Source organism: Streptomyces sp. CB01373 (genome assembly GCF_002803075.1).
GTDB lineage: Bacteria > Actinomycetota > Actinomycetes > Streptomycetales > Streptomycetaceae > Streptomyces.
In genome coordinates, this window is the sequence record NZ_NNBK01000002.1 from 76945 (window position 1) to 97638 (window position 20694).

The window sequence follows — 20694 nt, forward strand, 5'->3', positions numbered from 1 at the left end:
GCCGTCGACCCACACACCGTGGAGCGGGCGTGGTTCAGGGCGTCAAGGTGGAGCGCGCGACTGTACGAACGACCTTGACGCCCTGGGCCGCGTCTGCTCGGCTCTGCGGTCAGCGTTTCGGGTCCGATCTCGGCAAGGGTGCGACCGCTTTGCGGGCTCAGCTCACCGGCCGGGTTGTGCATCGGGTCAACGACAAGCAGACCGCCGAGATGGGCTTGGGCGACATCGCCCCGGACGCGGTGGCTGCGGTCACCACGATCCGCCCGGACCGCCCCGGCATCGCGGTCGCCGGTGACTCGTCTGGCCGTTGGTCCCGCATCCGCACCCCCGGGATCAGCCCCGACGAAGCAGCGGCCGTCTGCCGCGACTTCGCCGACCTGACACCGGAACTGCGCTTCCTCGCCCCGTTCCGGCCCGTCTCCCAGCTCGCATCGGATGCGGAGACCGTACCGGCCCTGCCCGTCACCACGTAGTCCCCGCCTGCTCTCCGGCCGGCGCGACCGCTTCGCGCTATGTCCCTACCCCTGCCATGCCTGAAGAAGGGAGATCCACCGCCATGTGTGAGCCTGTCGACGACTTCCACCGCACCGTGTCCCTGCTCGTGGCCCTGGCCGTGTACACCCACGTCCCCGGCGCCGACCCGGAGTTCATCGACGCCGTGGGCCCCGCCCTGTCGGCCTCGCTGCCCGAGCCGCCGCCCGGCGTCTTCCCGCCCGGCTTCGACCCCAGGGGTGGTCGCGGATCGTCTCCGGGGTGCCCTTGGTGGGGTCGCCGACGAGGCCGGCGCGGATGAGGTGGTAGGTGTCGTCGGCGTAGGTCCAGGCGCACGAGGGGCAGCGCGAGGCGCGGCGGTTGCCGCAAGCGACGGCGTGGTGGTGGCCGGGGTGTCGGTCACGGGCGCCGGGGCCGGAGCCGGGGCCGCGGGGGGCGGTGTCCGGGGGCGGGTTCCCCACCAAGTCCCGCCGCTACTCCACCACCCTCGGCGCCCTCCGCCAGACCCGCGCCGACTACCGCGCCGCCCAACAACGCCAAGCCCTCGGCCTGTCCGACCCCGACGACGAGGACGCAGCGACCACCCTCACCCTCGCCCACTGGGCCTACGCCGGCCACGGCCACACCCCCGGCGAATCCTGGCTCGCCGCCAACATTCGCCGGGACGTTCAACTCAGCCGCGAGATCGCCCGCGAAGAACTTGCAGACCCGCGTCAGGGAGGGGACGACCATGAATGAGCGATACCTCAGCGTTGACCAGGTCGCCGAGATCCTTGGTACGACCGTGCGCTTCCCCCGGCGCTTGATCGAGGAGCGTCGGATCACGTACGTCAAGCTTGGGCGTCACGTCCGGATCCCGGAGAGTGCCGTACGGGAGTTCATCTCCGCAAACACCGTGGAACCGCGCCGGTGCGCTCCGCGCCTCCGGGGGTGGCGGCCTGATGGCTGGGAAGCGTCGACAGTTCGGCAGGGTCCGCAAGCTGCCGTCCGGTCGATACCAGGCTCGATATGTCGGCCCTGACGGGCTGCTGCGCCCGGCCCCGGACACGTTCCGCACCAAGCGGGATGCGGATGAGTGGCTTGCCGACAAGCAAACCGAGATGCGGCGTGGTGACTGGCACGACCCGGACGCCGGGAAGGTGCCGTTCGGCGTGTACGCCGCTGCATGGGTCCAAGAGCGGGAGTTGACGGCCCGAACGCAGCAGCTCTACGAATCGCTACTGCACCTCCACCTCGAACCGACTTTTGGCGGCGTCAATGTCGCTGAAATCTCGCCACCGTTCGTGCGGCGCCGGCGTGCCGACAAGTTGACCGCGGATACCGGTCCCACCACGGTTGCAAAGGCGTACGCCCTGCTGCGCGCCATCCTGGCAACGGCCGTGTCCGACCAGATGATCAGGCGCAACCCCTGCCAGATCAAGGGCGCCAGCACCGTGCACACCCCGGAGCGATCCACCGCCAGCGTGCAGGAGGTCTACGACCTCGCCGACGCCATCCAGCCCCGTTACCGGGCGCTGATCCTCATGGCCGGCTTCCTCGGGTTGCGCTGGGGTGAACTGGTCGGCCTGCACCGCCGTGATCTCGACCTCGACCACGGCGCCGTGCGCGTCCGTCGTGCCGTTGCCGAACTCAACGACGGGCAACGCGAGATCAAGGCGCCCAAGAGTGCTGCGGGCAAGCGGACGGTGTCCATTCCCGCCGCGATCGTCCCGGACATCCGCGATCACCTCGCGCGGTACGCGGAATCGGGCTCGGACGGGCGAGTGTTCGTCGGTGCCAAGGGCGCGACTCCTCGCCGGAACCACTTCAACCGCGTGTGGCGCAAGACGTGCAGTCAAGTCGGGATCAAGGGCCTGCACTTCCATGATCTTCGGCACACTGGCAACACCCTCGCGGCCTCGACCGGGGCCAGCACGCGAGAGCTGATGGCGCGCATGGGCCACAGCACCGCGCGGGCCGCGTTGATCTACCAGCACGCCAGCGCCGACCGTGACCGGTTGATCGCTGACGCGCTGAGCGGCCTCGTCGACAAGGGCCGGCGGAACCGCAAGGGGCACGCGGGGGACACGGCGGACTGATCTCGCCCCCCGGAAACGATCAGGGCCAGGTCGGGGAAACATCCTCCGACCTGGCCCTGAGCCGTACAGAGCGGGCGACGGGAATCGAACCCGCGTAGCCAGTTTGGAAGACTGGGGCTCTACCATTGAGCTACGCCCGCACACAAGACGCCGCCGGTCTGCCGACCGCGGCACACAAGGCATCGTAGCGGGTCGTGTGGCGTCGGCGCACACTCCGTTCCCGTGACTCCACTCCCGCGAGGTTCCCGCGAGCCGCCTTCGTGCGCCGTTCGCGCCGCGTGCGCCCCCGTGCCGGGCGGCGCGATCCCGGTGGTCGCGGAATGCGACGTCCCCACTGGCTGCGGGCATGTACCCTACGTGTCGCACCAGACGGGGTGTGGCGCAGCTTGGTAGCGCGTCCGCTTTGGGAGCGGAAGGCCGTGGGTTCAAATCCCGCCACCCCGACCATCCGCCGGCCACCGGTCGGCGTCACCACGCGTGATCGCCTTTGGGGGCGCGGAGTGGCTGCGGTTACTATGCAAACTGCGCGCCCGTGTGTCCGGTCCTGCTTGGGCCTGCGAACTCCTCCGGGCGGGGCGAAATCCGCCGGGCCCGTCTGGCCCCGGCAGAATCCAAGCAGTCAGCCACAAGGAGACCGAACCGTGAAGAGCGCCGTGGAGACCCTGAACCCGACCCGGGTTCGGCTCACTGTCGAGGTGCCCTTCGAGGAGCTCAAGGACAGCCTCGACGCGGCGTACAAGAAGATCAACCAGCAGGTCACGGTGAAGGGCTTCCGCAAGGGCAAGATCCCGGCCCGCGTCATCGACCAGCGGTTCGGCCGCGGTGCGGTTCTGGAGGAGGCCGTCAACGACGCGCTGCCGAAGTTCTACACCGAGGCGGTCAACGAGGCGGAGCTGAACCCGCTGGGCCAGCCCGAGGTCGACATCACCGAGCTGAAGGACGGCGAGACGCTGAACTTCACCGCCGAGGTGGACGTCCGCCCGACCGTCGAGATCCCGGACTACTCCGGCATCGAGGTCGAGGTCGACGCCGTCGAGGTCACCGACGAGGACGTCGACAAGGCCGTCGAGCAGCTCCGTGAGCGCTTCGCCTCGACGAGCCCGGTCGAGCGCGCCGCCGAGGACGGCGACGTGGTCACCATCGACCTGGAGGCCAAGGTCGACGGCGAGGTCCTCGAGGACGGCGTGGCCAACGGCGTCTCCTACACCATCGGCTCCGGCGAGCTGCTGGACGGCATCGACGACGCCGTGAAGGGCCAGGAGGCCGGTGGCGAGGCCACCTTCACCTCCGAGCTCAAGGGTGGCTCCGCGGCCGGCAAGGAGGCCGAGGTCACCGTCAAGGTCTCCCAGGTCGCCGCGCGTGAACTGCCCGAGCTGGACGACGACTTCGCTCAGCTCGCCTCCGAGTTCGACACCCTCGAGGAGATGCGCGCGGACAGCCGCAAGCGCCTCGAGAACATGAAGCAGTTCGACCAGGCCACGCAGGCCCAGGAGCGCGTCCTGGACAAGCTGCTCGAGCTGGTCGAGGTCCCGGTCCCCGAGAAGCTGCTCGAGGACGAGATCAACACCCGCAAGCACAACCTCGAGCACCACCAGCTCGGCCAGATGGGCCTCACCCTCGACAAGTACCTGGAGATCCAGGGCAAGACCGCCGAGGAGTTCGAGACCGAGACCCGCGAGGCCGCGGTCAAGGGCATCAAGACCCAGTTCGTCCTCGACGAGCTGGTCAAGACGGAGAAGCTCAACGTCAACCAGGAGGAGCTCACCGAGCACCTCATGCGCCGCGCCGCCTCCTCCGGCATGTCCCCCGACCAGTTCGCCCAGGCGGTCGTCGAGCAGAACCAGGTTCCGCTGCTGGTCGGCGAGGTCGCCCGCGGCAAGGCACTGGCCGTCGTGGTCGAGGCCGCGACCGTGAAGGACACCAACGGCGAGATCGTCGACCTGGACGACGAGGAGGACGAGGCCACCGAGGCCGAGACCGCCGCCGAGGGCGAGGGCGAGGAGAAGGCCGAGGCCTGATCCGTACGCCATACGGATGCGCACGGAGGGCGGGCCCCAGGTACGTTGGTGACCTGGGGCCCGTTCGCTTTTCCGGAAGCCCGCGCGCTACGCCCCCGGCGAACACTCCCCTCAGCGGGATTCGCCGAAGGGGGCCGCGCGTTAGGGTCCATGAGTACGGGGGCAGGGGAGTCCCCAGCCCCTGGCAGGAACACGTGAGACGGCCCGGCGCCGTCGTAAGACGAGCAGGTGGATACGTGACGAATCTGATGCCCTCCGCCGCCGGCGAGCCTTCCATCGGTGGTGGCCTCGGCGACCAGGTCTACAACCGGCTGCTGGGCGAGCGGATCATCTTCCTCGGCCAGCCGGTCGACGACGACATCGCCAACAAGATCACCGCACAGCTGCTGCTCCTTGCCGCGGACCCGGACAAGGACATCTACCTGTACATCAACAGCCCCGGCGGCTCGATCACGGCCGGCATGGCGATCTACGACACCATGCAGTTCATCAAGAACGACGTGGTGACCATCGCCATGGGTCTCGCGGCCTCGATGGGGCAGTTCCTGCTCAGCGCGGGCACCCCCGGCAAGCGCTTCGCGCTGCCGAACGCCGAGATCCTGATCCACCAGCCCTCCGCCGGCCTCGCGGGCTCGGCCTCGGACATCAAGATCCACGCCGAGCGGCTGCTGCACACCAAGAAGCGCATGGCCGAGCTGACCTCCTTCCACACGGGCCAGTCGGTCGAGCAGATCACCCGCGACTCCGACCGCGACCGCTGGTTCGACGCCCACGAGGCCAAGGAGTACGGCCTCATCGACGACGTCATCCCCACGGCCGCCGGCATGCCGGGCGGCGGCGGCACCGGGGCCTGAGCCGCTCACGGGGCCCACACGGCCCCCTGAGCCGCTCCCGCGGAGTCCCGGCCCCGTGCGGGCGTCCGAGACCTCCGCGCAGCCCAGCCAGCCCCAGCCGACCGCCCAGCCCTTTTTCAGGAGACACCGTGAACGACATCCCCGGCAGCGGCCTCTACGACCGTACGCGTGCCGAGTACACCGGCCCCACGGCCGAATCCCGCTATGTGATCCCGCGCTTCGTGGAGCGCACCTCCCAGGGCATCCGCGAGTACGACCCGTACGCGAAGCTCTTCGAGGAGCGGGTGATCTTCCTCGGCGTCCAGATCGACGACGCCTCCGCCAACGACGTCATGGCGCAGCTCCTGTGCCTGGAGTCGATGGACCCCGACCGGGACATCTCGGTCTACATCAACAGCCCCGGCGGCTCCTTCACGGCGCTCACCGCGATCTACGACACGATGCAGTTCGTGAAGCCCGACATCCAGACCGTCTGCATGGGCCAGGCCGCCTCCGCGGCCGCCATCCTGCTGGCCGCCGGCACGCCGGGCAAGCGCATGGCCCTGCCCAACGCCCGGGTGCTGATCCACCAGCCGTACAGCGAGACCGGCCGCGGTCAGGTCTCCGACCTGGAGATCGCCGCCAACGAGATCCTCCGGATGCGTGCGCAGCTGGAGGAGATGCTGGCCAAGCACTCCACCACGCCGATCGAGAAGATCCGCGAGGACATCGAGCGCGACAAGATCCTCACGGCCGAGGAGGCCCTGTCGTACGGGCTCGTCGACCAGATCATCTCCACCCGCAAGATGAACAACGCGTCCGTCCGCTGACGGGAGGCAGTATCGTCTGCCACTCCTTGGCACGGTGCACGTCAAAGCGAACCGTGCCAAGGGGGGCCCGAACGAGGGGCCCGGCAAGGTACCGTCGACATAAGGCAGCACCAGGAGCCGCTGGACCTAGGCGTCTCCCAGGCGAAGGGGAAGCACACCGTGGCACGCATCGGTGACGGCGGCGATCTGCTCAAGTGCTCGTTCTGCGGCAAGAGCCAGAAGCAGGTCAAGAAGCTCATCGCAGGGCCCGGTGTGTACATCTGCGACGAGTGCATCGATCTCTGCAACGAGATCATCGAGGAGGAACTCGCGGAGACCAGCGAGGTGCGTTGGGAGGAACTGCCCAAGCCCCGCGAGATCTACGAGTTCCTGGACGGGTACGTCGTCGGCCAGGAGGCCGCGAAGAAAGCCCTGTCCGTCGCGGTGTACAACCACTACAAGCGCGTCCAGGCCGGCGAGAACGGCGGCGCGCAGGGCCGGGACGACGGCATCGAACTCGCCAAGTCCAACATCCTTCTGCTGGGCCCCACGGGCTCGGGCAAGACCCTGCTGGCCCAGACACTGGCCCGCATGCTGAACGTCCCGTTCGCCATCGCCGACGCCACGGCGCTGACGGAGGCCGGCTACGTCGGCGAGGACGTCGAGAACATCCTGCTGAAGCTGATCCAGGCGGCCGACTACGACGTCAAGAAGGCCGAGACCGGGATCATCTACATCGACGAGATCGACAAGGTCGCGCGGAAGAGTGAAAACCCCTCCATCACACGCGATGTCTCGGGCGAGGGTGTCCAGCAGGCCCTGCTGAAGATCCTGGAGGGGACCACGGCCTCGGTCCCGCCGCAGGGCGGCCGCAAGCACCCCCACCAGGAGTTCATCCAGATCGACACGACGAACGTCCTGTTCATCGTGGGCGGTGCCTTCGCGGGCCTGGAGAAGATCATCGAGGGCCGGGCGGGTGCGAAGGGCATCGGCTTCGGCGCGACGATCCGCTCCAAGCGGGAGCTGGAGACCAAGGACCAGTTCGAGGACGTCATGCCCGAGGACCTGGTCAAGTTCGGCATGATCCCGGAGTTCATCGGCCGTCTGCCGGTGATCACCTCGGTCCACAACCTGGACCGCGAGGCGCTCCTGAAGATCCTCGTCGAACCGCGCAACGCCCTGGTCAAGCAGTACCAGCGCCTGTTCGAACTCGACGGCGTGGAGCTGGACTTCGAGCGCGAGGCCCTGGAGGCGATCGCCGACCAGGCCATCCTCCGCCAGACCGGCGCCCGCGGCCTGCGCGCCATCATGGAGGAGGTGCTCCAGGGCGTGATGTACGAGGTCCCGTCCCGCAAGGACGTGGCCCGCGTGGTCATCACGGCCGACGTCGTCCTCTCCAACGTCAACCCGACCCTGATCCCGCGCGACGCGCGCGGCCGCGGTCCGGGCGAGCAGAAGACGGCGTAACCGCCGCCGCACGAACCAGAAAGGGGCCCCGGTCGACCGACCGGGGCCCCTTTCCGTATGTGTCAGGCCTTGACGCGGACCTCGTTGCGGAACTTGGCGGTGAGTTCGGCGTCGGCCGCCGGGTCGCCGCTCTTGCCCGCCGCGAGGTTGGCGATGTCCATCGGCATGATGACGCCGAGCGTGCTGTGGTCGCCCCAGATGCAGATCGTCATGTTCATCTCCTTCGGCTCACCCGCGCCGCCGGTGGAGTTGTCGACCTTGGCCTGCTGGCACTTGAGAACGGCGTCGCCCAGCGAGGCGGGGCTGTAGGCCTTCGGCTCGCCGGTCAACGTGAACTTCTCGTCGCTGTTGCTCTTCTTGGCCTCGTCCTTCATGTGCGCGAACATCGCGTCGACGGTCTTCTCGGGATTGTCGATCGTGCCGTAGACGCCGCCGAACTGGATCATCTTCTGGCTCAGGGGGTTGTCCTTGTCCCCGGCCTGGTAGGCGGCGCTGACGTCCTTGGGGCTGTGCACACCCCACTTCTCGGCGTCCTTCATGTCGTTCTTCGACATGGTGCCGCTGTCGCTGTCGGACTTCTTGTACTCCGTCAGCACCGTCGCCGGCGTCGTCAGCTTGTGCGGGCCGTCGCCCGCCGAGCCCCCGCCGATCACGAAGTACGCGCCCACCGCGATCGCCGCGACGACCGCCACCGCGCCGATGATCAGGCCCGTCTTCTTGCCGCCGCCACCGGGGGCCGGGGGCTGCGGGGCGCCGCCGTAGGGAGGCTGGCCGTACGGGGGCTGCTGGCCGTAGGGGTTCGGCTGGGGCGGGACGCCCGGGGCGGCGGGCTGCTGCGGATAGCCGTAGCCGGGCTGCGGCTGGGGAGGAGGGGCCTGCTGGGGGTAGCCGTAGCCGGGCTGCGGCGGTCCCTGCGGCGGCTGCTGGCCGTAGGGACCAGGCTGACCGTACGGCCCGGGCTGCTGGGGCTGCCCGCCGTACGGGCCCGGCTGGTTCTCGCTCATTTCCTGGGTTCCCCTCCAGATGCTTATGTGTCCCTGACATCCTGGCCCAGGTACGGCCACACCATGTCATCGGGGTTGCCACCGTTACGAAACAAATGCGGTTCGGGACAGCGCGGTGACGCATCTAAACTGACCCCGTGACCGAGAACGCTCAGCAGCAGCCACCAGCGCCCGACACCGAACTGCCGACCCAGTACGCGCCGGCCGACGTAGAGGGGCCGCTGTACGAGCGCTGGGTGGAGCGGGGTTACTTCGAGACGGACGCGAAGAGCGACAAGCCGCCGTTCACCGTCGTCATCCCGCCGCCGAACGTCACGGGCTCGCTGCACCTGGGGCACGCCTTCGAGCACACGCTCATCGACGCCCTCACGCGCCGCAAGCGCATGCAGGGTCACGAGACGCTATGGCAGCCCGGCATGGACCACGCCGGCATCGCCACCCAGAACGTCGTCGAGCGTGAACTCGGCAAGGAGGGCAAGTCCCGGCACGACCTCGGCCGCGAGGCCTTCGTCGAGCGCGTCTGGCAGTGGAAGAACGAGTCCGGAGGACAGATCTCCGGCCAGATGCGCCGCCTCGGCGACGGCGTCGCCTGGTCCCGTGAGCGCTTCACCATGGACGAGGGTCTTTCGCAGGCCGTTCAGACCATCTTCAAGCGGCTCTACGACGACGAGCTGATCTACCGCGCCGAGCGCATCATCAACTGGTGCCCCCGGTGCCTGACCGCCATCTCCGACATCGAGGTCGAGTACCAGGACGACGACGGCGAGCTCGTCTCGATGACGTACGGCGAGGGGGACGACACCATCGTCGTCGCCACCACCCGTGCCGAGACCATGCTCGGTGACACGGCCGTCGCCGTGCACCCCGACGACGAGCGCTACCGCCACCTCGTCGGCAAGCTCATCAAGCTGCCGCTGACCGACCGTTCCATCCCGGTCGTCGCGGACGAGCACGTCGACCCCGAGTTCGGCACCGGCGCCGTCAAGGTCACCCCGGCCCACGACCCGAACGACTTCGAGATCGGCCGGCGCCACGACCTGCCCGCCATCACCGTGATGGACGAGCACGCCGTCATCACCGTCCACGGCCCCTTCCAGGGCCTGGACCGCTTCGAGGCCCGCTCCGCCATCGTCGGCGCGCTGCGCGCCGAGGGCCGGATCGTCGCCGAGAAGCGCCCGTACGTCCACTCCGTCGGCCACTGCTCGCGATGCAAGACCACCGTCGAGCCGCGCCTGTCCATGCAGTGGTGGGTCAAGGTCGGCCCGCTGGCGCAGGCCGCCGGCGACGCCGTCCGGGACGGCCGCGTCAAGATCCACCCGCAGGAGATGGAGAAGCGGTACTTCGACTGGGTCGACAACCTCCACGACTGGTGCATCTCGCGGCAGTTGTGGTGGGGCCACCGGATCCCCGTCTGGTACGGGCCCAGCGGCGAGGTCGTCTGCGTCGGACCCGACGAGCAGCCGCCCGGTACCGAGGCCGAGGGCTGGAAGCAGGACACCGACGTCCTCGACACCTGGTTCTCCTCCGGCCTGTGGCCGTTCTCCACCCTCGGCTGGCCCGAACAGACCGAGAGCCTCGCGAAGTTCTACCCGAACTCCGTCCTGGTCACCGGCTACGACATCCTCTTCTTCTGGGTCGCCCGGATGATGATGTTCGGCCTCTACGCGATGGACGGCACCCCGCCGTTCCACACCATCGCCCTGCACGGCATGGTCCGCGACCAGTTCGGCAAGAAGATGTCGAAGTCCTTCGGCAACGCGGTCAACCCGCTGGACTGGATGGACAAGTACGGCTCCGACGCCCTCCGGTTCACCCTCGCCCGCGGCGCCAACCCCGGCGTCGACGTGCCGATCGGCGAGGACTGGGTCCAGGGCTCGCGCAACTTCGCCAACAAGATCTGGAACGCCACCCGCTTCGCGCTGATGAACGGCGCGACGGTGGACGGACCGCTGCCGGACGCCTCGAAGATGTCGGCGACCGACCGCTGGATCCTGTCCCGGCTGAACTCGGTCGTCGCCGAAGTGGACGCGTACTACGAGGACTTCCAGTTCGCCAAGCTGTCGGACACGCTGTTCCACTTCGCCTGGGACGAGGTCTTCGACTGGTACGTCGAGCTGTCCAAGACGACGTTCCAGGCGGGCGGCGAGCCGGCCGAGGTCTCCAAGCGTGTCCTGGGCGAGGTCCTGGACGTCACGCTGAAGCTGCTGCACCCGGTGGTCCCGTTCGTCACGGAGACGTTGTGGACGACGCTGACGGGCGGCGAGTCCGTCGTCGTCGCCGAGTGGCCGGCCGACAGCGGCTTCCGGGACGCGGGCGCCGAGAAGGAGATCGAGTCCCTCCAGTCGGTCATCACCGAGGTCCGCCGTTTCCGTGCCGACCAAGGCCTCCAGCCCGGTCAGCGTGTCCCGGCCCGGCTGACCCTCGACGGCACGGCGCTGGCGCCGCACGAGGCCGCCATCCGCCAGCTGCTGCGCCTCCAGCCGGAGGGCGATGCCTTCACCGCGACGGCGACGCTGCCGGTCTCCGGCGCCGAGGTGGCCCTCGACCTCTCCGGGACGATCGACGTGGCGGCGGAGCGCAAGCGCCTCGCCAAGGATCTGGCGGGCGCCGAGAAGGAGAAGGCCCAGGCGACGGCGAAGCTCGGCAACGAAGCCTTCCTGGCCAAGGCTCCGGACAACGTGGTGGAGAAGATCCGGGGCCGCCTGGCCAAGGCCGAGGAGGACATCGCACGGATCGCCGCGCAGCTGGAGCGGCTGCCGCAGGCGTAACGCACAAGCAGTACCCCGCAAACATGGGGAGCAGGGCGGCGAAGGCCCCCGGAGCCACTTGACTCCGGGGGCCTTCGCCCATGTATGTCAGCAGCCCTCCGTACACTGGCCTCGTGAGTGAGCTCCCCCCGGACAGCAGCGGTCAGCCCGACCCCCTCGACTCCTTCGACGAGATCATCGAGGCCGAGACCACCCGTGACCCCGATCTCGCGGTGATCGAGGCCGGCAGCCGCACCCTGCGCACGCAGGGCGGGCCGCCGCAGGCAGACGTACCCGGGCGCCCGGAGGACCCCGAGGTCGACCAGGCGCTGCGCGAGGTCGAGGGGGAGCTCGCCACCCGCTGGGGCGAGACCAAGCTGGAGCCCTCGGTCAGCCGGATCGCCGCGCTGATGGACGTGCTGGGCGAGCCGCAACGGTCGTACCCGTCGATCCACATCACCGGCACCAACGGCAAGACCTCCACCGCCCGCATGATCGAGGCCCTGCTCGGCGCCTTCGACCTGCGCACCGGCCGGTACACCTCCCCGCACGTGCAGTCGATCACCGAGCGGATCAGCCTGGACGGCGCCCCGGTCTCCGCCGAGCGGTTCGTCGAGACGTACCAGGACATCAAGCCGTACGTGGAGATGGTCGACGCCTCGCAGGAGTACCGGCTGTCCTTCTTCGAGGTGCTGACCGGCATGGCGTACGCCGCCTTCGCCGACGCGCCGGTCGACGTGGCCGTCGTCGAGGTCGGGATGGGCGGCAGCTGGGACGCCACGAACGTCATCGACGGTGACGTCGCCGTGGTGACCCCCATCGACCTGGACCACACCGACCGCCTGGGCTCCACGCCCGGCGAGATCGCGGGCGAGAAGGCCGGCATCATCAAGCAGGGCGCCACCGTGATCATGGCCCAGCAGCCGGTGGACGCCGCCCAGGTGCTGCTGAAGAAGGCCGTGGACGTCGACGCGACAGTCGCCCGCGAGGGGCTGGAGTTCGGTGTCGTGGCCCGCCGGGTGGCCGTGGGCGGGCAGCTGCTGACCCTGCGCGGCCTGGGCGGCGAGTACCCCGAGGTGTACCTGCCGCTGCACGGCGCCCACCAGGCGCACAACGCCGCCGTGGCGCTCGCCGCCGTCGAGGCGTTCTTCGGCGTCGGCGCGCAGCGCGCCGAGTCGCTGGACCCGGAGACCGTGCGCAAGGCGTTCGCGTCCGTCGCCTCGCCGGGCCGCATGGAGGTCGTACGGCGCTCGCCGACCGTGGTGCTGGACGCCGCGCACAACCCGGCGGGCGCGCGGGTGACCGCCGAGGCGGTCCAGGAGGCGTTCGACTTCAGCCGCCTGATCGGAGTGGTCGGGGCCAGCGGCGACAAGAACGTGCGCGGTCTGCTGGAGGCCTTCGAACCGATCTTCGCGGAGATCGTGGTGACGCAGAACTCCAGCCACCGCGCGATGGACGCCGACGAACTGGCCGCGCTCGCCGTCGAGGTGTTCGGCGAGGACCGGGTCCAGGTCGAGCCGCGGCTGCCGGACGCGCTGGAGGCCGCGATCACGCTCGCCGAGGAGGAGGGCGAGTTCTCCGGCGGCGGTGTGCTCGTCACCGGCTCCGTCATCACCGTCGGTGAGGCCCGACTGCTCCTGGGGAGAGGCTGACTTCTCGTGCGTACGCTGTGTTCCTCGACCCTGATCGGCGAGTTCTTCGTCATCGGCTTCGCCGCGCTGGTCGCGATGAAGGACCCCGGCCTGTCCATGGCGACGGTGTGGACGGTCAGCGGCATCGCGATGCTGCTGTGCCTGCTGCTGTGCGGCGTGGTGACCCGGCCCAGCGGTGTGGTCCTCGGCTGGGTGCTCCAGGCCGCGCTGATCGCGTCCGGTCTGGTCGTGCCGACGATGTACTTCCTGGGCGTGATCTTCGCGGCCCTGTGGTGGGCCTCGGTGCACTTCGGGCGGAAGATCGAGGAGGCCAAGGCCAGATTCGCGGCGCAGGCCGCCGAGGCCGGCCCTCCGGCTGACGCTGCGTGACAGGAACGGCGACACGCCCTGTAACCTCGTCCCACCGCACATCTGCCAGGTGAAGGAGCCACCCGTGACCCAGCGCACCCTCGTCATCCTCAAGCCCGACGCCGTCCGTCGTGGCCTGACCGGCGAGATCATCAGCCGTATCGAGCGCAAGGCCGGCTGGCAGATCACCGCGCTGGACCTGCGCACCCTGGACTCGGAGACCCTGGAGCAGCACTACGGCGAGCACAAGGGCAAGCCCTTCTACGAGCCGCTGATGGTGTTCATGGCCTCCGGCCCGGTCGTCGTCATGATCGTCGAGGGCGAGCGGGTCATCGAGGGCGTGCGCGCGCTGGCCGGCCCGACCGACCCGATCGCCGCCGCCCCCGGCTCGATCCGCGGCGACTACGGCGTGATCGTCCGGGAGAACCTGATCCACGCCTCCGACTCCGAGGAGTCCGCCGAGCGCGAGGTGAAGATCTTCTTCCCGGGCCGCGGCTGACCCCCGAGAGCCCTCCCCGGCCCCGCCGGGCTGACGACCCGTCAGCTCGGCAGTCCGCCTGACCTGGGCGGCCGCGCGAACCCGGCCGCCCAGTGGCATACGCGGTGCCGATCGGGGGAACGAGTGCCCCCGATGGACCGTCTCCACAAGCGGGCCGGTACGCCATCTGCTGACAATGGCGAAGACCCTCGCGCAGTGTTCGTGCAGGCGCGTCTACGATGGAAGCCTTCACGCCACAGCACCCACCTCGCCGTACCTGAACCGCCGTCAAAAGCTCCCAGGGAAGGCCAGACGAATCCTGATGGGGAACTCAATGTCGTTCATCGGCCGTGACATGGCTGTCGACCTCGGGACCGCCAACACGCTGGTGTACGTCAGGGGTCGCGGGATCGTACTCAACGAGCCGTCCGTCGTCGCGATCAACACCAACACCGGTGGGATCCTCGCGGTCGGCGCCGAGGCGAAGAAGATGATCGGGCGCACGCCGGGCAACATCGTCGCCGTCCGTCCGCTCAAGGACGGCGTGATCGCGGACTTCGAGATCACCGAGCGGATGCTCCGCTACTTCATCCTGAAGATCCACAAGCGGCGGTATCTGGCTCGTCCGCGCGTCGTCGTCTGCGTGCCCTCCGGAATCACCGGTGTCGAGCGCCGCGCCGTCATCGAGGCCTCGTCCCAGGCCGGCGCGCGCCAGGTGCACATCATCGAGGAACCGATGGCCGCGGCCATCGGCTCCGGCCTGCCGGTCCACGAGGCCACGGGCAACATGGTGGTGGACATCGGCGGCGGCACCACGGAGGTCGCGGTCATCTCGCTCGGCGGCATCGTCACCGCCCAGTCCATCCGCGTCGCGGGCGACGAACTGGACAACGCCATCATCCAGCACGTCAAGAAGGAGTACTCCCTTCTGCTGGGTGAGCGCACGGCCGAACAGATCAAGCTCACGATCGGTTCGGCGTACGACCTCGACTCCGACGAGCACACCGAAATCCGCGGCCGGGACCTGGTCTCCGGCCTGCCGAAGACCGTCGTCATCTCGGCCGCCGAAGTGCGCAGGGCGATCGAGGAACCGGTCAACGCGATCGTCGACGCGGTCAAGACGACGCTCGACAAGTGCCCGCCGGAGCTGTCCGGCGACATCATGGACCGCGGAATCGTTCTGACCGGCGGCGGCGCACTGCTGCGCGGACTGGACGAGCGGCTGCGCAGTGAGACGGGCATGCCGATCCACATCGCCGAGGACCCGCTGGACAGCGTGGCGCTCGGCTCGGGCAAGTGCGTGGAGGAGTTCGAGGCGCTCCAGCAGGTACTTGACGCCCAGCCCCGCAGATGACACAACTCTTCGACTCCGCCGTACGAGATGATCTTTTCTCGTACGGCGGATCGTTGATATAGAGGCTTAAGCTCCCGCAAGCGGGCCCCTTGGGATGGCGCGCGCAGACCGCGCTTCGCCGGGGCCACCCAGTTCCTATGAGGAAGGCACGGCCGCCGCACGTGAGGGACACGAAAGAGAGCCGGCTGCTCCTGGTGCTGCTGATCGCCATCGCGTTCGCGCTGATCACGGTGGACATCCGCGGCGGGGAGAACTCCCCGGTGGACGGTGCCCGGCAGGCCGCCGCCACCGTCTTCGGTCCGATCGAGAACGGCGTGTCGGCCGCGGTGAACCCGGTCGGCAACGCGGTCTCCGCGGTCCGCGACTCCGGCGAACGCCACGACCGGCTCGCCGCGCTGGAGAAGGAGAACGCCGCTCTCAAGGCCGAACTCGGCAGCGACGACCGCAAGCGCAGCCGCCTCACCCAGCTGAACAGGATGCTGAAGCTGGCCGGCGAGGGCCAGTACGGCATCAAGGGCGCCCAGGTCATCGCCATAGGGGCGACCCAGGGCTTCTCCTGGACCGTCACCATCGACGCGGGCGCCTCCGACGGCATCCAGCGCGACATGACCGTCCTCAACGCCGACGGACTGGTCGGCCGCGTCACCACCGTGGGCCCCAGCACCTCCACCGTGCTGCTCGCCAACGACCCCGACTTCACCGTCGGCACCCGGATGGAGGGCAGCGACGAACTCGGCTTCGCCTCCGGCCAGGGCGACCGGCCGCTGCGCGTGCAACTCCTCAACGGCAAGTCGGACGTGAAGAAGGGCGACCGCATGGTCACCTTCGGCTCCCAGGCCGACAAGCCCTTCGTGCCGGGCGTCCCGGTCGGTGTCGTCTCCCGCGTCGACCCCTCCGGCGGCGACCTGACCCGCACGGTGTACGTCACGCCGTTCGTCGGCTTCTCCAAACTCGACGTCGTCGGCGTGGTCGTCCAGGCCCCGAAGAAGGACCCGCGCGACGAGGTCCTGCCGCCGAAGCCCAAGCCCACCCCGACGCCCACGGTGACCGTGACGGTCACTCCCTCCGCCGACGCCTACGCCCCCGACCGGCCGCAGCAGTAGGAGCCTCACGTCCCATGCGCATCAACCGGATCCTGCTCTCCACCGCGCTGGTCGTCGTCGCCCTGGTGATCCAGGTGAGCGTCCTGTCCCGGCTGCACCTGCCCGGCGCCGTCCCCGACCTGCTGCTGCTCACCGTGCTCGGCCTGGCCATGGTCTACGGCCATGTCGGCGGCGCCCTCGTGGGCTTCGGCGCCGGACTGCTCGCCGACATCGCCCCGCCCGCCGACCACGCCGCCGGCCGCTACGCGCTCGTGCTGTGCGTCATCGGCTACCTCGCCGGACTCATCAAGCCTGAGAACGGCCAGGTCAAGTCGGCCACCGGACCCATGGCCGTGGTGGTGGGCGCCGCCCTCGGCTCCACCCTGCTGTACGCGGGCGTCGGCGCCCTCGTCGGCGACACCGCCGCCCGCCATGTCGGCCTGGGCGGACTGCTGCTGACGGCCGCCGTGTACGACCTGCTGCTCGCGCCCTTCGTCGTCCCCGGCATCATGTGGCTGGCCAGGCGCGCGGAGAACGATCCGCTCGCCGACACCGGCTCCGCCGGCAAGAAGGCCGACATCTCATCCGGCTGGCTCTCCTCCGGCACCGGGCTGAGCATCGGCGGGCGGCGCGGCGCGCTCGGCAGCCTGAAGGCCAAGGCCCGCACCCGCACCACCCGGGTCGGCCGCATCAAGGGGGTCAAGCGCCTGTGAGAGCACGGCAGTCGGCCGCTTCACCGGCCGCACCGGTCCGTTACACGCACTGAGAGGGGGAGGCAGCACCCATGACAAATATTCCCGAGACCGGCAGGACCCCACGCGTCCAGACCCGGCTCGTCGTCATCCAGATCCTCGTCCTCTCCCTGCTCGGCACGCTCGGCGGCCGGCTGTGGTACCTCCAGATCCGCGAGGGCGCCCACTACCAGAAGGAGGCCTCCGGCAACCACGTCCAGCAGGTCGTCCAGCCCGCCGTTCGCGGCTCCATCCTGGACGCCCGCGGTGTGCCGCTCGCCGACAACGAGACCCGGCTGGTGGTCTCCGCCTCCCGCACCGACCTGCTCAAGCAGAAGGACGACGGCAAGGCGGTCCTGACCAAGCTCGCCGGCGTCCTCGGCATGGACGTCGACGAGGTCATGCTGAAGGTCCGGCTGTGCGACGCCAAGACCCCGCAGCCCTGCTGGAACGGCTCGCCGTACCAGCCCATCCCCATCACCGACGAGGCCACCCCGCGCCAGGCCCTGCAGATCCGCGAACGCGCCGAGGACTTCCCCGGCATCACCGCCGAACCCGAGGCCGTGCGCCGCTACCCCGGGCCCGGCAAGTCCAACTCCGCGCAGGTCCTCGGCTACCTCTCACCGGTCACCGACGACGAGATCCAGCGGGCCAAGGACACCGACTCCCCCTACCTGCGCTCCGACATGGTCGGCCGCTCCGGCCTTGAACGGCAGTACGACCGGGAACTGCGCGGCAAGGCCGGCGTCACCCGCTACGAGGTCGACAACCTCGGCCGCGTCATCGGCAAGTCCAAGTCGGACCCGGCCGAGACCGGCTCCAGCCTGGTCACCAGCATCGACTCCCGCGTCCAGCGGATCGCCGAGTACGAGCTGGACAAGGCGATGAAGACCGCCCGGACCCAGTGGGACAAGAACACCAACAGGAACTACAAGGCCGACTCCGGGGCCGTCGTCGTGATGGAGGCCAAGACCGGCCGCATCGTCGCCATGGCGTCCGCGCCCACGTACGACCCGAACGCCTGGGTCGGCGGCATCTCCTCCAAGGACTACAAGGCGCTCACCGGCAAGAACTCCAACTACCCGCTGCTCAACCGGGCCATCCAGGGGCAGTCCGCGCCCGGCTCCACCTTCAAGGTGGTCTCCACGGCCGCCGCGGTCGAGGCCGGCTACGACTTCAACGGCAACTACCCCTGCGTCAGCTCCTACTCGGTCGGCAACCAGGTCTTCAAGAACTTCGAGGGGGAGAACTTCGGCCCGATCTCGCTCGGCCGGGCCCTGGAGGTCTCCTGCGACACCGTCTTCTACTACCTCTCGGACAACGAGTGGAAGAAGGACGGCGGCATCAACCCCAAGAAGGGCAAGCCCAAGGACTACTTCTACAAGGCCGCCCACCAGTTCGGCCTCGGCAAGGAGACCGGCGTCGACCTGCCCAACGAGGTCACCGGCCGTGTCCCCGACCGCGAGTGGAAGCAGCGGTACTGGGAGGCCAACAAGGACGGCTGGTGCAAGACCGGCAAGAAGGACGGCAGCTACGTCGAGAAGATCGCGTACGAGAACTGCCTGGAGGGCAACAGGCTGCGCGAGGGCGACTCGATCAACTACTCCATCGGCCAGGGCGACACCCTCGTCACCCCGATCCAGGAGGCCGTGATCTACGGCGCGATCTCCAACGGCGGCACCATGTACACGCCGACCATCGGCAAGGCGGTCGTGAGCCCCGACGGCAGGAACGTCACCGAGATCAAGCCCAAGTCCCACGGCAAGCTGCCCGTCACCCAGGCCACCCGCAACATGATGGACCAGGCCCTGGCCGGTGTGGCCATCCGCGGTACCGCCGCCTGGAAGTTCGCCGGCTGGCCGCAGGACAAGATCCCGCTGCACGCCAAGACCGGTACCGCCGAGGTCTACGGCAAGCAGACCACCTCCTGGCTGGCCACCTACACCAAGGACTACTCGGTCATCATGACCATCGCCCAGGCCGGTACCGGCTCCGGCGCCTCCGGTGAGGCGGTCCGCAACATCTACAGCGCCATGTACGGCGTCCAGGGCGACGGCTCCATCGACAACAAGAAGGCCCTGCTGCCCACCCCGCAGAAGAGCCTGCCGCAGATCCGGTCCGACGGCTCGATCGCCGCCCCGAAGGTCCCCGCCGACCCGGCCAAGGACCAGGAGGAGAACGCCAAGCAGGCCGCCGAGCAGGGTGGTGCCGCGCCGAACGACCAGCAGGGCGGTACCACGGCAGGCGACCAGCAGGGCGGCACCTCGCCCAACGACCAGCTGCCGCCGGCGACCACCGCCTCGCCCACCACAGGCAACCGCCAGACCCGTAGGCGCCAGCGCCGAAGCGGAAGCCGGAGGACCACCGCATGACCGGCGCGAACAGCTTCTCCATCTCCGGATACGGCCCCCAACGGGGCGGCTGGACACGGGTCTTCGCCCGCGACTCGGCCGCCCGCCGGCTCGACTGGCCGATGCTGTTCTGCGCGCTCGCGCTGTCCGCGATCGGCGCCGCCCTGATCTACTCCGCCACCCGCAACCGCACCGGCATCAACCAGGGCGACCCGTACTACTTCCTGATCCGGCACCTGACGAACACCGGCATCGGGTTCGCCCTGATGATCGGCACCGTCTGGCTCGGCCACCGCACCCTGCGCAACGTCGTACCGATCCTGTACGGGCTCTCGGTCGCCGGCGTGCTGCTGGTGCTCACCCCGCTCGGCGCCACCATCAACGGCAACCGCAACTGGATCGTCCTCGGCGGCGGCTTCTCGCTCCAGCCCTCCGAGTTCGTCAAGGTCACGATCATCCTCGGCATGGCGATGCTGCTCGCGGCCCGGGTCGACGCGGGCGACAAGATGTACCCCGACCACCGCACGGTCATCCAGTCGCTCGGACTGGCCGCCGTACCGATCATGGTCGTGCTGCTCATGCCCGACCTCGGCACGGTCCTGGTCCTGCTCACCATCATCCTGGGCGCGCTGCTCGCCTCCGGCGCCTCCAACCGCTGGATCTTCGGCCTGCTCACCGCGGGCGTCGTCGGCTGCATCGCCGTCTGGCAGCTGCACATCCTGGACGAGTACCAGATCAACCGGTTCGCCGCCTTCGCCAACCCCAGCCTCGACCCGGCCGGAGTCGGCTACAACACCAACCAGGCCCGCATCGCCATCGGCTCCGGCGGTCTGACCGGCGCGGGCCTCTTCCACGGCTCCCAGACCACCGGCCAATTCGTCCCCGAACAGCAGACCGACTTCGTCTTCACGGTCGCGGGCGAGGAACTCGGCTTCGCCGGCGCCGGACTGATCATCGTGCTGCTCGGCGTCGTGCTCTGGCGCGCCTGCCGCATCGCCCGCGAGACGACCGAGCTCTACGGCACCATCGTCGCCGCCGGAATCGTCGCCTGGTTCGCCTTCCAGTCCTTCGAGAACGTCGGCATGACCCTGGGCATCATGCCGGTCACCGGCCTGCCCCTGCCCTTCGTCTCCTACGGCGGCTCGTCGATGTTCGCGGTCTGGGTGGCGATCGGACTGCTCCAGTCGATCAGAGTGCAGCGGCCCATGTCGGCCTAGCGGCGACCCGCGACCCGGACACCTGCCGCCGGA

General features: G+C 69.2%; 16 protein-coding genes, 2 tRNA genes and 4 pseudogenes. 19 read left to right on the plus strand and 3 right to left on the minus strand.

The window, feature by feature from the left end; genetic code table 11:
• Nucleotides 1-101 precede the first annotated feature (101 nt).
• Together CG719_RS02630 and CG719_RS02635 are read left to right on the plus strand one after the other, a co-directional pair.
• Nucleotides 102-473, plus strand: a pseudogene (locus tag CG719_RS02630) (plasmid transfer protein); the annotation flags it as partial.
• 83 nt (nt 474-556) lie between these two features.
• Nucleotides 557-793, plus strand: coding sequence for a hypothetical protein (locus tag CG719_RS02635; RefSeq protein WP_100566832.1), 237 nt, complete (start codon nt 557-559; stop codon nt 791-793).
• On the opposite strand, the pseudogene CG719_RS02640 reads toward CG719_RS02635, so the two are convergent.
• Nucleotides 729-875: pseudogene (locus CG719_RS02640) on the minus strand (replication initiator); the annotation flags it as partial. The gene CG719_RS02635 and the pseudogene CG719_RS02640 overlap by 65 nt on opposite strands.
• A 64-nt stretch (nt 876-939) precedes the next feature.
• Between CG719_RS02640 and CG719_RS02645 the strand changes: the two are divergent.
• From CG719_RS02645 to CG719_RS02655, 3 genes and pseudogenes are all read left to right on the plus strand, one after another.
• Nucleotides 940-1230 (plus strand): annotated as a pseudogene (locus tag CG719_RS02645) (replication initiator); the annotation flags it as partial.
• Nucleotides 1223-1396: pseudogene (locus tag CG719_RS36120) on the plus strand (excisionase family DNA-binding protein); the annotation flags it as partial. The pseudogenes CG719_RS02645 and CG719_RS36120, both read left to right, overlap by 8 nt.
• A 37-nt stretch (nt 1397-1433) precedes the next feature.
• Nucleotides 1434-2570 (plus strand): tyrosine-type recombinase/integrase, encoded by a 1137-nt coding sequence (locus CG719_RS02655; RefSeq protein ID WP_100566834.1) that lies wholly within the window; start codon nt 1434-1436, stop codon nt 2568-2570.
• 69 nt (nt 2571-2639) lie between these two features.
• On the opposite strand, the gene CG719_RS02660 is transcribed toward CG719_RS02655, so the two are convergent.
• Nucleotides 2640-2710, minus strand: a tRNA-Gly gene (locus CG719_RS02660).
• A 230-nt stretch (nt 2711-2940) separates the two neighbouring features.
• Between CG719_RS02660 and CG719_RS02665 the strand changes: the two genes are divergently transcribed.
• From CG719_RS02665 to clpX, 5 genes are all read left to right on the plus strand, one after another.
• Nucleotides 2941-3017 (plus strand) — tRNA-Pro (locus CG719_RS02665).
• 194 nt (nt 3018-3211) lie between these two features.
• Entirely contained in the window at nt 3212-4588 is a 1377-nt protein-coding gene (gene tig, locus CG719_RS02670; protein WP_100566835.1) for a trigger factor, read from the plus strand.
• 248 nt (nt 4589-4836) lie between these two features.
• Nucleotides 4837-5442: an ATP-dependent Clp protease proteolytic subunit gene (locus CG719_RS02675; RefSeq protein WP_199836507.1), complete on the plus strand. Its 606-nt coding sequence runs from the start codon at nt 4837-4839 to the stop codon at nt 5440-5442.
• A gap of 128 nt (nt 5443-5570) precedes the next feature.
• Nucleotides 5571-6251 (plus strand): ATP-dependent Clp protease proteolytic subunit, encoded by a 681-nt coding sequence (locus CG719_RS02680; protein WP_100566837.1) that lies wholly within the window; start codon nt 5571-5573, stop codon nt 6249-6251.
• Nucleotides 6252-6410: 159 nt separating this feature from the next.
• Nucleotides 6411-7697: an ATP-dependent Clp protease ATP-binding subunit ClpX gene (gene clpX, locus CG719_RS02685; protein ID WP_100566838.1), complete on the plus strand. Its 1287-nt coding sequence runs from the start codon at nt 6411-6413 to the stop codon at nt 7695-7697.
• Between the two features lie 62 nt (nt 7698-7759).
• On the opposite strand, the gene CG719_RS02690 is transcribed toward clpX, so the two are convergent.
• Nucleotides 7760-8701, minus strand: coding sequence for a hypothetical protein (locus tag CG719_RS02690; protein WP_100566839.1), 942 nt, complete (start codon nt 8699-8701; stop codon nt 7760-7762).
• A 137-nt stretch (nt 8702-8838) separates the two neighbouring features.
• On the opposite strand from CG719_RS02690, the gene CG719_RS02695 reads away from it, so the two are divergent.
• The 9 genes from CG719_RS02695 to rodA all read left to right on the plus strand — a co-directional run bounded on the left by CG719_RS02695 (nt 8839) and on the right by rodA (nt 20661).
• Entirely contained in the window at nt 8839-11469 is a 2631-nt protein-coding gene (locus CG719_RS02695; RefSeq protein WP_100566840.1) for a valine--tRNA ligase, read from the plus strand.
• Between the two features lie 80 nt (nt 11470-11549).
• Nucleotides 11550-13100, plus strand: a complete 1551-nt coding sequence (gene folC / locus CG719_RS02700; RefSeq protein ID WP_442802700.1) for a bifunctional tetrahydrofolate synthase/dihydrofolate synthase — start codon at nt 11550-11552, stop codon at nt 13098-13100.
• Nucleotides 13101-13106: 6 nt separating this feature from the next.
• Nucleotides 13107-13469 (plus strand): DUF4233 domain-containing protein, encoded by a 363-nt coding sequence (locus CG719_RS02705; protein WP_100566841.1) that lies wholly within the window; start codon nt 13107-13109, stop codon nt 13467-13469.
• A gap of 64 nt (nt 13470-13533) precedes the next feature.
• Entirely contained in the window at nt 13534-13947 is a 414-nt protein-coding gene (gene ndk, locus CG719_RS02710; protein WP_100566842.1) for a nucleoside-diphosphate kinase, read from the plus strand.
• Nucleotides 13948-14260: 313 nt separating this feature from the next.
• The gene (locus tag CG719_RS02715; RefSeq protein WP_100566843.1) at nt 14261-15280 is read left to right on the plus strand and encodes a rod shape-determining protein; all 1020 of its coding nucleotides are present in this window, start codon (nt 14261-14263) and stop codon (nt 15278-15280) included.
• 161 nt (nt 15281-15441) lie between these two features.
• Entirely contained in the window at nt 15442-16383 is a 942-nt protein-coding gene (gene mreC, locus CG719_RS02720; RefSeq protein WP_100566844.1) for a rod shape-determining protein MreC, read from the plus strand.
• Nucleotides 16384-16397: 14 nt separating this feature from the next.
• Nucleotides 16398-17075 carry a rod shape-determining protein MreD gene (gene mreD / locus CG719_RS02725; protein ID WP_100566845.1) on the plus strand — a complete coding sequence of 226 codons (678 nt, stop codon included), beginning with the start codon at nt 16398-16400 and terminating at the stop codon, nt 17073-17075.
• A gap of 71 nt (nt 17076-17146) precedes the next feature.
• On the plus strand, nt 17147-19465 hold the full coding sequence (mrdA, locus tag CG719_RS02730; protein ID WP_100566846.1) for a penicillin-binding protein 2: 2319 nt from the start codon (nt 17147-17149) through the stop codon (nt 19463-19465).
• Nucleotides 19462-20661: a rod shape-determining protein RodA gene (gene rodA, locus CG719_RS02735; RefSeq protein WP_100566847.1), complete on the plus strand. Its 1200-nt coding sequence runs from the start codon at nt 19462-19464 to the stop codon at nt 20659-20661. The genes mrdA and rodA overlap by 4 nt, the downstream gene beginning before the upstream one ends.
• Nucleotides 20662-20694: the final 33 nt, after the last annotated feature.